11 protein-coding genes are annotated in these 12247 nt (G+C 43.4%); 8 read left to right on the top strand and 3 right to left on the bottom strand.

Features of this window, described 5'->3' with window-relative positions; genetic code table 11:
• Positions 1–87: 87 nt before the first annotated feature.
• The 3 genes from MKY19_RS16580 (at position 88) to MKY19_RS16570 (ending at position 3592) form a co-directional block, all read left to right on the top strand.
• Complete coding sequence (locus MKY19_RS16580; protein WP_042188823.1) at positions 88–1641, top strand: ABC-F family ATP-binding cassette domain-containing protein; 1554 nt, start codon at positions 88–90, stop codon at positions 1639–1641.
• A gap of 72 nt (positions 1642–1713) precedes the next feature.
• Positions 1714–2754 carry a ThiF family adenylyltransferase gene (locus MKY19_RS16575; RefSeq protein WP_339796152.1) on the top strand — a complete coding sequence of 347 codons (1041 nt, stop codon included), beginning with the start codon at positions 1714–1716 and terminating at the stop codon, positions 2752–2754.
• Positions 2699–3592, top strand: coding sequence for a response regulator transcription factor (locus MKY19_RS16570; protein ID WP_339796148.1), 894 nt, complete (start codon positions 2699–2701; stop codon positions 3590–3592). Before MKY19_RS16575 ends, MKY19_RS16570 begins: the two co-directional genes overlap by 56 nt.
• A 42-nt stretch (positions 3593–3634) precedes the next feature.
• Here the strand turns inward: MKY19_RS16570 and MKY19_RS16565 are convergent, their stop codons facing one another.
• The gene (locus MKY19_RS16565) at positions 3635–4135 is read right to left on the bottom strand and encodes a C40 family peptidase (protein ID WP_339241593.1); all 501 of its coding nucleotides are present in this window, start codon (positions 4133–4135) and stop codon (positions 3635–3637) included.
• 326 nt (positions 4136–4461) lie between these two features.
• Positions 4462–5103 (bottom strand): thiamine diphosphokinase, encoded by a 642-nt coding sequence (locus MKY19_RS16560; protein WP_339796146.1) that lies wholly within the window; start codon positions 5101–5103, stop codon positions 4462–4464.
• A 161-nt stretch (positions 5104–5264) separates the two neighbouring features.
• On the opposite strand from MKY19_RS16560, the gene MKY19_RS16555 reads away from it, so the two are divergent.
• On the top strand, positions 5265–5729 hold the full coding sequence (locus tag MKY19_RS16555) for a low molecular weight protein-tyrosine-phosphatase (RefSeq protein ID WP_339804361.1): 465 nt from the start codon (positions 5265–5267) through the stop codon (positions 5727–5729).
• A gap of 136 nt (positions 5730–5865) precedes the next feature.
• Here the strand turns inward: MKY19_RS16555 and MKY19_RS16550 are convergent, their stop codons facing one another.
• Positions 5866–6597, bottom strand: a complete 732-nt coding sequence (locus tag MKY19_RS16550; RefSeq protein ID WP_042188815.1) for an alpha/beta hydrolase-fold protein — start codon at positions 6595–6597, stop codon at positions 5866–5868.
• Between the two features lie 265 nt (positions 6598–6862).
• On the opposite strand from MKY19_RS16550, the gene pdhA reads away from it, so the two are divergent.
• The 4 genes from pdhA to lpdA all read left to right on the top strand — a co-directional run bounded on the left by pdhA (position 6863) and on the right by lpdA (position 12101).
• Complete coding sequence (pdhA, locus tag MKY19_RS16545; RefSeq protein WP_042188812.1) at positions 6863–7930, top strand: pyruvate dehydrogenase (acetyl-transferring) E1 component subunit alpha; 1068 nt, start codon at positions 6863–6865, stop codon at positions 7928–7930.
• 15 nt (positions 7931–7945) lie between these two features.
• Entirely contained in the window at positions 7946–8923 is a 978-nt protein-coding gene (locus MKY19_RS16540) for an alpha-ketoacid dehydrogenase subunit beta (protein WP_042188810.1), read from the top strand.
• Between the two features lie 110 nt (positions 8924–9033).
• Entirely contained in the window at positions 9034–10686 is a 1653-nt protein-coding gene (locus MKY19_RS16535; protein ID WP_076283552.1) for a 2-oxo acid dehydrogenase subunit E2, read from the top strand.
• 2 nt (positions 10687–10688) lie between these two features.
• Complete coding sequence (lpdA, locus tag MKY19_RS16530) at positions 10689–12101, top strand: dihydrolipoyl dehydrogenase (protein WP_042188806.1); 1413 nt, start codon at positions 10689–10691, stop codon at positions 12099–12101.
• Positions 12102–12247: the final 146 nt, after the last annotated feature.

Here is a 12247-nt window from a genome sequence, read left to right as displayed (position 1 = left end):
GAAACGGTTGTCGTCTTTAAAAGATGACAACGTCGTTTCTTCTTATTACGCATTATTTAAGTATAGACAGGAGCTTGCGGAGAATTTATGAGTTTACTTAGTGTAGAAGACGTTTCCCACAATTTTGGGGATCGGACGTTGTTTAAAAATGTTTCTTTCCGGTTGCTACCGGGTGAGCATGTAGGAATCGTAGGAGCAAATGGCGTAGGAAAATCGACGCTTATGAATATTTTGACTGGAAAACTGTTGAAGGATAGTGGAAAAGTAGAGTGGACGCCTCGCGTCCGTTACGGTTACTTGGATCAGCATACGATCTTAACGCCAGGGAAAACCATCCGTGATGTATTGAAGGACGCTTTCTTGCCACTTTTAGAGCTGGAACAGGAAATGCTAACTATAACTGAAAAGATGGGCGACGCTTCTCCTGAAGAGTTAGAGATGTTACTCGAGCAAATGGGGGACATTCAGGAACAGCTGGACATCGGAGATTTTTATCTTATTGATGTAAAAGTGGAGGAAATGGCGAATGGTCTTGGCCTATCCGTTATTGGACTTGACCGTGATGTCGCTTCACTAAGTGGGGGTCAACGCACAAAGGTTCTGCTCGCGAAGCTTCTGCTTGAGAAACCGAATGTACTATTGCTGGATGAGCCTACTAACTATTTGGATGTTGAGCATATTGACTGGTTAACTAACTATTTGAAGCAATATCCATATGCATTTATATTGATCTCTCATGATACGGAATTCATGAATAAAGTCGTAAATGTGGTCTATCACCTGGAGTTCGGTAAACTTACTCGATACACTGCGAACTACGAGAAATTCCTGAATATGGCCGAGATGAATAAGATCCAACACATAGATGCTTATGAGAAACAACAGGATTTTATTAAGAAACAAGAGGATTTCATTCAGCGTAACAAAGCTCGTGCCTCCACATCTGGACGGGCGAAGAGCCGTGAGAAACAGCTGGATCGTATGGATCGAATTGATCGACCAGAAGAAGCTGCAAAACCTACCTTTAAGTTTAAAGAAAGTCGGGCCAGCGGGAAAACAGTCTTCGAAGGCATTGATTTCGAGATTGGTTACGACCGTCCGTTGCTTCCTATGCTGAACATGACCATTGAACGTGGAGAGAAGATCGCTATAACTGGTTGCAATGGTGTCGGTAAATCGACGCTACTGAAGACTATTCTTGGCGTGATTCCTACGTATAGCGGTAAAACCTATCTAGGAGATTATCTGAACTCAGCGTATTTCCAACAAGAAGTGAAAGCAGCTAATCTTACACCTATTGAGGATGTCTGGAATGAATTTTCTAGTCTAACTCAGAATGAAGTGCGTGGACATCTAGCTCGCTGTGGTCTGAAAAATGAGCATATTACCCGACCGCTTAGCATGCTGAGTGGTGGCGAACAAGCTAAGGTCCGTCTCTGTAAGCTGTTGATGCGTGAGAGTAACTGGGTTCTGTTCGATGAACCTACCAATCACCTTGATGTTATTGCCAAGGCAGAGCTGAAGCGGGCATTGCAAGAATATAAGGGAACAGTCCTGCTCGTCTCCCATGAACCTGATTTCTATGAAGATTGGGTTACGAAAATTTGGGATGTTGAACAGTGGTCAGCAGTACAAGTATAGAATCATCATACTCCCGGGGAATAGCAGACGATCTGCTGTTCTCCGGTTTTTGGATACGGGGAGGGAAACCGAATGATTCATACAGATGGTCGTGAAGATCGTTATTCTCGTCAGGTGCGATTTGCGCCATTTGGAGCAGAGGGACAAGAAGGGCTCGCGCAGTCTAGTGTTTTAGTAGTGGGCGCAGGTGCGCTTGGTACAGGGATTGCAGAGACGCTGGTACGCTGCGGGGTAGGCAAAATTATTTTAGCTGACCGTGATTATGTAGAGTGGAGTAACCTTCAGAGGCAACAGCTCTATACAGAGGTAGATGCTATTGAACGTATGCCTAAGGCTGCTGCTGCGCAGCGCAGACTTCAACAGATTAATTCTGAGGTCGTTATTGAAGCCTATGTTATAGATGTTCGTGCCGAAGAGTTGGAAGGGCTTGTTTCAGGGGTTGATCTGATCATGGATGGTACAGATAATTTTGATACTCGGCTTATTATTAATGATATGGCGCAAAAGCACGGTATTCCTTGGGTCTATGGTGCATGTGTAGGCAGTTATGGAATAACCTATACGATTTTGCCAGGAGAAACTCCATGTCTCCATTGTCTTCTAGGTACAGTACCGCTAGGAGGTGATACCTGTGATACCGCAGGTATACTTCCGCAAGCAGTACAACTAGTTACGGCAAATGCAACGGCAGAGGCGTTGAAACTGCTAGGTCAGCGTAAAGATCAATTAAGAAACAAACTGTTAACGTTTGATGTGTGGCGGAATGAATACCATGAAATTGGAGTGAAAGCTGCCAAAAAGAAAAACTGCCCTTCTTGTGGGAGTCATCCGATCTACCCCTATCTAATGGCAGCGAATACCGAACGAGGCGATGTTCTTTGTGGAAGGGATACAGTACAAATTCGACCTGCGAGACCACAGAAGCTTAACTTGCAGGAAACTGCGGATCGTTTGTCTCGTTTAGGAAGCGGAAGCGTGGACAGCAACGCTTATCTGGTTTCTTTTATAGAAGGGCCTTATCGGTTAGTAATTTTTGCGGATGGTAGAGCGTTGATTCATGGAACAAAAGATATTGCTGCTGCTCGGAGCTTTTATCATCGATATTTTGGATAAAGAAGCTGTAAATAGGTGTTCAGGCCATTTCTTAGGAATGGTCTTTTTGTTTTCCGGGAATTCTATACGTACCGCAGTGATGCTGGTGCAAGTCATATGGATATGGGGGAACTTTGTGATTGAGCAAATAATATGGTATATGGTTGATAGCAGTAGTAGAGAAGAAGATCGAACCGTTATAGAAAGTGTGCTACAAGATATTGGACTTGAAGCAACAAAAAGCGAAGATCCCGAGGATCTCCGCTTATCCATATCAAAAGTAGAACCGGTACTGCTGCTTGCTGAGTTATGCGAGGTGGGGACTTGGGAAGGGTGGGACATAATTTCCGCTGTAAGAGCTGAGGGGATGATACTACCGGTAATGGTGATTTCCGGTGAACAATCTGAATCTGGAACTGGGGCAGTTTCGGCGTTCTCAGCCGGGGGTAATGAATATATGACAAAGCCTTTACATACCGGTGAATTCAAACACAGAATTCTAAATTTGTTAACCCTTACTGGACGGCGTCGAAATTTAAATCAAATACTGAGAGTCGATGGTTTAATGCTCGATCCCAGCCGCAGGTTTGTAAGTCGCGACGGGATCGAGTTAAAAATGACACCCAAAGAATTTGATCTATTGTATTATCTCGCTGCGAACCAAGGAATGATATGCTCTCGCATCGAGATACTTAAGGAAGTATGGGGTTACCAATTTCACGCAGATACCAATGTTGTAGATGTTTACATCAGACATATCCGTTTGAAAATGGATAAAGGTCACCGGAACAAGTTGATTCACACCGTTCGCGGAACAGGATATGTAATGAGGGCGCCCGAAGGCGGCACCACATCCTGAGACTATTTCTCTATTATAGTTAGAACTCTACAGAGTCGTTGTTTACAGTACGCGGCGAGCCTTTAAATATGTTTTTTTCCAATTACCGGAGTTAAGATCGGAAATCGTAACACCTGGTTTACCGTAAGTGTGCAGAATTTTGCCATTGCCAGCATAAACAGCAACGTGAGTTACATTTTTACCGTTTGCTCTGCTACCGCTGGAGAAAAATACTAGATCACCTACACGAAGGTCAGCTTTCGATACTGCTTTCCCTACTTTAGATTGATCTACGGATGTACGAGGTAATGTTACATTATATTGTTTAAAGATGTATTTTGTAAAAGAAGAGCAGTCAAAAACTTTAGTAGTAGAAGTGGATGCACCGAATTTGTAAGGCACTCCCATATATTTTTTCCCGAGATTCACTACGCTTTGACCTTTAGATACGGAAGCTGCTTCAACTTTCGTTGCGCCTACGCCTGTTGCCATCATTGTACCCAAGCCCATTGTAGTAACCATTCCTATAACAATCGCTTTTTTAATCCATTGTTGTTTATTCATGTTGTATTACCTCCAAGGTGTTAGTCTTTGTTGTTGTGTTTGTCTGTCTTGCTTGCCTGATTCGTAGTATAGCAGGTTATCTATGACATAAAAATTGGAAGAGGTGCAATAAAGTGAGGCTGGGTATGGGTTGTAAGCGTTTTATTAAAAATTCATTAAAAGTTACAAAAAATTAATAATTTAATGTAATATTATCTTAAAAAAGCCGGAAAACCCTTGGTACAAAAGAGTTTTCACGGCTTTTTCGAATTTGAGATAAAAGTTACAATGATGTTTCTAAACTATAAAATAGTAGCATTTTTAAGTTGAAAATGATCCGTATGTATCTAGTCTTTACTCTGAATGATCAGCAACAATCCACTTCGAATGGTAACCGTCCCTAAGGATGAAACCAGTTTGTTACTCACACCAAGTGATTGTCCAAGCTTTAGTGTAGCGTCCGTCAATGGATATTGAAATCCGTCTAAGGTAATACCCGATACTTCTGGAGTTAAAGGCAGTAAAGAAACGTAGGTATAGCCTAAATCGTTGATAACAGCCTGGGATCCAGTAAGGGTTATATAGTTATGAGTGTCCATGACGTAGCAGTTGATTTGACGTTGTAGGGCTCTTGTCATCATTTGAATGCTAGCCAGGGAGTGGTCAATTCGAGTACCCGTAACACCTAATAGTAGAATAGAATCGGGTTGCTGATCCATCGCAATATCTAGCGCCATCTCACTATCTGTCAAATCTTTGTTCACGGCATCACAGGTGATAGTCTTCTTACTTTTGGATTCAATGTCTTGAAGCGCTTCAGGCGAAACGGAATCAAAATCACCTACTGCTATATCTGGTGTATATCCGTGTGAAATGAGAAATAGCGCTCCCTGATCCGCACCGATAATAAAATCATCTTCATCTAATAGGTTGAAATATTCTGGAGACAGTTCTCCACCTGCAAATATTACGACTCGTTTGGATGACATAACATCCATTCCTCCTCTTAAACCTCTTGTTGAGTATCCTGTCCAGTATAATGCAGATCGAAAGGTTGCACAATTGACCTCGAGAACGCTAAAATGAGAGTGTGCGATCTTTTGAGTATAAATTCACATATAATTAGGTTTAACAACGGGAGGTGAACAAAATCGTAAGAGTACTGTTTGTATGTCTGGGTAATATTTGTCGATCACCAATGGCGGAGGCTATTCTGCGGCATAAGATTAATGAACGAGAACTATCTGATAAGATTCTTGTAGACTCAGCGGGAACTGGAGATTGGCATATAGGAAAAGAGCCGCATGAAGGAACAAGACGTATCCTTGATCAGAACGACATTAGCTATGAGAACATGTTAGCGCGGCTAGTCGACAGTGAAGATTTTCAAAAATTTGACTATATCGTCTGCATGGACAAGTCTAATGGAGAGAATGTTCGGAAGATTCCAGGCGGGAAAGACGCCGAGCTAATGTTCTTCATGGATTTATTGCCTGAGGAGGAGCTGCGCGAAGTGCCGGATCCGTATTTTACAGGTAATTTTGAACAGGTATATGATTTGATCAACGCGGGCTGTGACATATTGCTGGAAAGAATGATAAGAGAAAAGCTGTAACCCATTCGGATTACAGCTCTCTCTGTATGATTCATATGGTAAATCGAGGGAAATTGCTGGATTTAACTGTAAGCGCAATCAAGTAATCTACATACTGTTCTTTAGATGTTCACTATTTACTACTATCAATAGGTCATTATGCGTTTAAGAAATAGAGTAGAGATTCTGGTAGCTCTTTCTGCCAGAAGCCCCAGAGATGAAGTCCGTCTTTCTCTCGGTAGGATACGGTTGCCCCGCGTGATTCAAGCAATGTTTTTGTTTCTCGATTCATCTGAACAAAATCATAAATGCCAGTATCCGTTTTGTATTCTGTTTCCTGCAGACCAACGACCATATTAATGTTGAGCCAGGAGAGATCCTCTTCTTTAGCCAGCATGTCGCGGGATTCAGGATAGAATGCACCGGAAAGGCTGATGATACGTGTGAAGATCGCAGGATAAGCAAGTGCAAGGTGGAGCGATACACTGCCCCCAAGGGAGTCGCCTGCTAAGATTCGTTCGTCCGGAGTACGGCGCACAGGATATTTTTGTTCAATGAAGGGAATAATCTCTTCGGAAAAGCAAGATAAGTACTGCTTGAATCTGCTTCCAAAAGGAGCGTATTCTTGAGTTCGAACAGCGACGTCTACTTCGACACCAACAATGATGAAGGGCTCCACGTCTTCTTCTATAATAAGACGTCCAGCGAGTGTAGCGATACGGCCAAAGTTAAAGAACTCTTCGCCGTCTTGGCAGTACACCACTGGGTAGCTCAAGACTTCGTTGTAGCCGGGAGGAAGATAGATGCGTAATTTACGTTCCTCCTGCAGATGTTTACTCCAAAGCGTTTCTTTTACAATTGTGCGTTTCAGAAAAACAGAATCGCTCATAGTTGCCACGTCACCTTTCTTGTCGAATTTTGCAATACACAACGGTTTGCTCTAAAATGAATAGCTGAGTAACTGTGTGATTAATCATTTACTTGTTCCAAAAGCTTTAAACTGTTATATAAAAATAAATCACCTGTTATACATACAAAATTTAAAGGAATATAAATTTTATAAGTATTTCTTTGACGAAAGTAACCAAACAGGTGTATAATAATATTATAACAGAGGCAGCTGATATTCAAATTTTTTTATTGAGGTGAAGATAATGAGTAAAGTTCCTTATGAAGTGTATACAGAGGACGTCGAGGCTCTAACGGTACTTTCCCCGGATGGAGAAATTATCAACAAGGATAAAATGCCTGATTTAACCGACGATCAACTGAAAGAAATTATGTATCGTATGGTATTTACCCGTACTTGGGATGATCGTGCAGTAAATCTTGGTCGTCAAGGCCGTCTTGGTTTCTACGCACCGGTATCCGGTCAAGAAGCTACTATGATTGGTAGCGAGTACGCTTTGGAGAAAGAAGACTTCTTATGCCCAGGCTACCGTGATATTCCGCAGCTAGTATGGCACGGACTTCCATTGTACCAAGCATTCTTATATTCCCGTGGACACCAACATGGTGGAGCTATTCCTGATGGCGTTAATGTATTGATGCCACAAATTATCATCGGCGCGCAAATCCTGCACGCTACAGGAATTGCAATGGGCTTTAAATTGAAGAAACAAAAGAGTGTTGCAATTACTTACACTGGTGATGGCGGTTCTTCTGAAGGCGACTTCTATGAAGGCTTGAACTTTGCTGGTCGCTTTAAACTGCCTGTTATCTTCTTTGTTCAAAACAACGGTTACGCGATTACGACTCCATTCGCAAAACAAACAGCTTCCAAATCGATCGCTCACAAAGCGGTTGCAGCTGGTATCCCGGGAATTAAAGTTGACGGCATGGACATCTTTGCAGTAATCAGTGCTGTTCGTGACGCTGCTGAGCGTGCACGTAATGGCGAAGGTGCTACATTGATCGAAGCTGTAACTTACCGTTTCCGTCCACACTCCCTTTCTGACGATGCAAGTAAATATCGTTCGAAAGAAGAAGAAGGACAATGGAGCGAAAAGGATCCAATCAACCGTCTTGCCAAGTATTTGGAGAAGAAAGGTCTTTGGACTGAAGAAGATACGCTGCGCGTGAAAGACGAAGCGAAAGCTACTGTTAACGAGCAGATTAAAAAAGCTGAACAAACCGAAAAAATGACTATACCTGGCTTGATCGACAGTATGTTCGAAGTAACACCTAAACATCTGGAAGAGCAAAAAGCCGATTTTGAATAAGGGGGATATCAGGCAATGGCACAAATGAATATGAAAGAAGCGATCCGCGACGCGATGCGCGTTGAACTGAATCGTGACCCTAACGTTCTTATCTTCGGAGAGGATGTTGGTAATGTAGGTGGCGTTTTCCGTGTAACGGAAGGGCTGCAAAAGGAATTTGGCGAAGATCGTATTTTTGATACTCCACTAGCTGAGTCCGCTATCGGTGGTCTGGCATTTGGTCTTGGTGTACAAGGCTTCCGCCCAATTGCAGAAATTCAATTCGTTGGTTTTATCTTTGAAGCACTTGATCAGATCGTTGTTCAAGCGGCACGTCTGCGCTGGCGTTCTGGCGGTAAATATAATGCTCCAATCGTATTCCGTACTCCTTTTGGTGGCGGAGTTAAGGCTGCTGAGCTTCATACAGATTCACTCGAAGGTTTGATTGCACAAAGCCCGGGTATTAAAGTAGTAATTCCTTCAAACCCATATGATGCTAAGGGACTTCTTATCGCGTCTATCCGCGACAATGACCCTGTATTCTTCATGGAGCATTTGAACCTTTACCATGCATTCCGTGCTGAAGTGCCAGAAGGTGAATACACTGTTGAACTTGGCAAAGCTAACGTAGTACGTGAAGGTGCTGATGTATCTATCATTACTTACGGGCTGATGGTACATACAGCTACCAAAGCAGCCGAGCAACTCGAAAAAGAAGGCATTAACGTTGAAATTATTGACCTTCGTACTGTAAGTCCAATCGACATCGACACTATTGTAGCGTCTGTGAAGAAGACTAACCGTGCTATCGTAGTACAAGAAGCTCAAAAGAGCTCCGGTGTTGCTGCTGAGGTTATTGCGCAAATTAACGAAAAAGCATTGCTGCACTTGGAAGCACCTGTTCTTCGGATCGCAGGTCCGGACACAGTATATCCATTCGCACAAATTGAAGATACATGGCTTCCAAACCCTGCGCGTATTATTGCAGGCGTGAAGAAAGTTTTGGATTTCTAAAATATTTTTTCTATGAGAAACGGTTGTCATCCATAAAGGATGACAACGTCGTTTCTTCTTCTGAATTCTAACCATAAGATCAGTCCCAATTTCACAAGGAGGTTTTCAAAGTGGCAAAGTTTGAATACCGATTCCCTGAACTAGGTGAAGGTTTGCATGAAGGTGAAATCATCAAAATGCATATCAAAGCCGGTGACAAGGTAACGGATGATGATATCGTAATGGAAGTTCAAAATGATAAGGCGGTAGTTGAGGTGCCTTGTCCAGTGAACGGTACCGTGTTGGAAGTTTTGACTAAAGATGGCCAAGTTTGCCGTGTTGGCGAAGTTGTAGCTATTATCGAAGCTGAGGGCGACGTGCCTGAGCAAGAAGGCCATGCTGCTGAAGAAGCTCCAGCTGCACCTGCACCTGCTGCACCAGCTCCTGCGAATGCTAAATCAGCGAACTTTGAATATCGGTTCCCAGAACTGGGTGAAGGTCTGCATGAAGGTGAAATCATCAAAATGCATATCAAAGCCGGTGACAAAGTAACCGATGATGATATCATCATGGAAGTTCAAAATGACAAGGCAGTAGTTGAAGTTCCTTGTCCAGTGAACGGTACTGTGTTGGAAGTTCTGACTAAAGATGGTCAAGTATGCCGTGTTGGCGATGTTGTAGCTATCATTGCTGCAGAAGGTGACGTTCCTGAACAAGCGGGTCATGCTTCCGCAGAAGCAGATGCAGCAAAAGGAAGTGCAAATACCACTTCTTCCCCTGCAGCAACTAGCCCATCTGATGCTAAACAAGGTGGATCTGTTAGTGCAGCACCAGCACCTGACCGTGATGTGTTGGCTACACCTAGCGTTCGTAAATTTGCTCGTGAGCAAAAAGTGGATATCTCTAAAGTGAACGGAACTGGAAAAGGCGGCAAAATCACTCGTGAAGACGTTGAAGCATTCTTGAAAGGTGGTTCAGCACCTGCGGCAGCGGCAACTCCTGCAGCGGCAGCTTCTGAAGCTCCTAAGGCTGCTAAAACTGAAGCTAAAGCAACATCTGCAGCAGCGAGCGGTAATGTTAGTCTTGAAGAAGAACGTGTACCATACAAGGGCATTCGTAAAGCGATCGCCAATGCAATGGTAAAATCGGCTTACACTGCACCGCACGTTACAATTATGGACGAAGTAGATGTTACTGAACTGGTAGCATTCCGTACACGGATGAAACCAATCGCTGAGAAAAAAGGCGTTAAGGTTACTTACCTTCCATTCATTGTTAAAGCATTGGTTGCAGCTTCCCGTCAATTCCCAGCGCTTAACGCTATGATTGATGAAGAAGCAGGCGAGATTGTTTACAAGAAATACTACAACATCGGTATCGCTACTGATACACCAAACGGCTTGATCGTTCCAGTTATCAAAGATGCTGACCGTAAGAGCATCTGGATGATCGCTAGCAGCATCACTGACCTTGCAGTTCGTGGTCGTGACGGTAAATTGTCTGCTAACGAAATGAAGGGCAGCACGATCTCCATCAGTAACATTGGTTCTGCTGGCGGTATGTTCTTTACTCCAATCATTAACTTCCCTGAAGTGGCTATCCTCGGAACTGGCCGTATCAGTGAAAAAGCAGTAGTTAAGAATGGTGAAATCGTAGTTGCTCCTGTAATGGCGTTGTCACTCAGCTTTGACCACCGTATTATCGATGGTGCGACTGCTCAAAACTTTATGAACTACATTAAATCGCTGCTCAATAATCCTGAGCTGCTGGTTATGGAGGTATAATTATGGTAGTAGGAGACGCTTCTCTAGATATTGACACATTGGTCATTGGTGCAGGTCCTGGTGGGTATGTGGCGGCAATTCGTGCCGCCCAGCTCGGCCAAAAAGTCCTCATCGTGGATAAATCGGAACTCGGCGGTGTATGTTTGAACCGTGGATGTATTCCTTCTAAAGCACTGATTGCTGCTGCACATCAGTTCGAATCTGCTAAGCATGGTGAAGTTTTCGGTGTTACTGCTGAGAACGTTAAAGTGGATTTTGCTAAAACTCAAGAGTTCAAAAACGGCGTAGTTAAGAAAATGACTAGCGGCGTGACTAGCTTGATGAAAGGCAACAAAATTGAAGTATTTAACGGCGAATGCATGTTTATCAGCGACACAGAAGCACGTGTGTTCAATGATCATGAATCCCCACGTTACCGCTTCAAACACTGTATCATTGCAACAGGTTCCCGTCCGATTGAACTGAAACCTTTCCCATTCGGTGGACGTATTCTATCTTCGACTGAAGCTCTTGAGCTTCCAGAAATTCCGAAGAGCATGATCGTAATCGGTGGTGGTTACATCGGCGCTGAACTTGGCCAAATGTACTCCAAATTCGGTACTAAAGTAACAATCATCGAAGGTTTGGATACTGTACTTCCAGGCTTTGATAAAGATATGACTCGTCTTGTTGCGAAAAACATGGCTAAAACTGGCATCGAAATCGTAACTAACGCTAAAGCTGAAAGTGCTGTACAGAACGACAAGGAAGTTACCGTGAAATATTCTGTTGGTGGCGAATCCAAAGAAGTTACTGCGGATTACTTGCTTGTAACTGTAGGCCGTCGTCCTAACACTGATGGTGAACTTGGACTAGACCTGATCGGTCTTGAGCTCGACGAGCGTGGATTGATCAAAGTCGATCACCAAGGTCGCACAAGCATTCCTAACATCTTCGCTATCGGCGACGTTGTTCCAGGTCTGGCGTTGGCTCACAAAGCTTCTTACGAAGGTAAGATTGCCGCAGAAGCGATTGCAGGACTTACATCTGTTGTTGACTACAAAGTCATCCCAGCAGTTGTGTTTACAGATCCTGAATGCTCAAGCGTTGGTTTGACTGAGAAAGAAGCGAAAGACAAAGGCTACAAAGTGAAAGCTGGTAAGTTCCCATTTGCAGGGAATGGCCGAGCCGTATCTTTGAACAGCCCAGAAGGTTTCATCAAAATTGTTGCTAACTCCGAAAACAATCTTGTGCTTGGTGCACAAATCGTTGGTATCGAAGCTTCTAACTTGATCGCTGAACTTGGTTTGGCAATTGAAATGGGCGCAACACTTGAAGATATCGCTTTGACTATTCATGCGCATCCAACCCTTGGCGAAATCGTCATGGAAGCTGCTGAACTGGTTGAAGGTCACCCTATTCACGTAATGAAATAATTTCTCTACCCAATTGCTCTAGCAGGCACAAAAAAGGCGGAACGCATTTGCGTTTCGCCTTTTTGAGTTTTCCACTTTTTTGAAAAAAGATATAATGGGAGGAGATGAAACAATTTGAGCGAATACACTATAAAATCATTCATCCG

The sequence above is a fragment of the Paenibacillus sp. FSL R5-0744 genome (assembly GCF_037972555.1).
Taxonomy (GTDB): Bacteria; Bacillota; Bacilli; order Paenibacillales; family Paenibacillaceae; genus Paenibacillus_AQ.
This window is presented reverse-complemented; position numbering and strand designations above follow the sequence as displayed.

What these genes read in the sequence shown, in the direction of transcription:
- MKY19_RS16580 (WP_042188823.1), top strand. Translation starts at nt 88, where the DNA reads ATGAGTTTACTTAGTGTAGAAGACGTTTCCCACAATTTTGGGGATCGG.
- MKY19_RS16575 (WP_339796152.1), top strand. Translation starts at nt 1,714, where the DNA reads ATGATTCATACAGATGGTCGTGAAGATCGTTATTCTCGTCAGGTGCGA.
- MKY19_RS16570 (WP_339796148.1), top strand. Translation starts at nt 2,699, where the DNA reads ATGGAACAAAAGATATTGCTGCTGCTCGGAGCTTTTATCATCGATATT.
- MKY19_RS16565 (WP_339241593.1), bottom strand. Translation starts at nt 4,135, where the DNA reads ATGAATAAACAACAATGGATTAAAAAAGCGATTGTTATAGGAATGGTT.
- MKY19_RS16560 (WP_339796146.1), bottom strand. Translation starts at nt 5,103, where the DNA reads ATGTCATCCAAACGAGTCGTAATATTTGCAGGTGGAGAACTGTCTCCA.
- MKY19_RS16550 (WP_042188815.1), bottom strand. Translation starts at nt 6,597, where the DNA reads ATGAGCGATTCTGTTTTTCTGAAACGCACAATTGTAAAAGAAACGCTT.
- pdhA (WP_042188812.1), top strand. Translation starts at nt 6,863, where the DNA reads ATGAGTAAAGTTCCTTATGAAGTGTATACAGAGGACGTCGAGGCTCTA.
- MKY19_RS16540 (WP_042188810.1), top strand. Translation starts at nt 7,946, where the DNA reads ATGGCACAAATGAATATGAAAGAAGCGATCCGCGACGCGATGCGCGTT.
- lpdA (WP_042188806.1), top strand. Translation starts at nt 10,689, where the DNA reads ATGGTAGTAGGAGACGCTTCTCTAGATATTGACACATTGGTCATTGGT.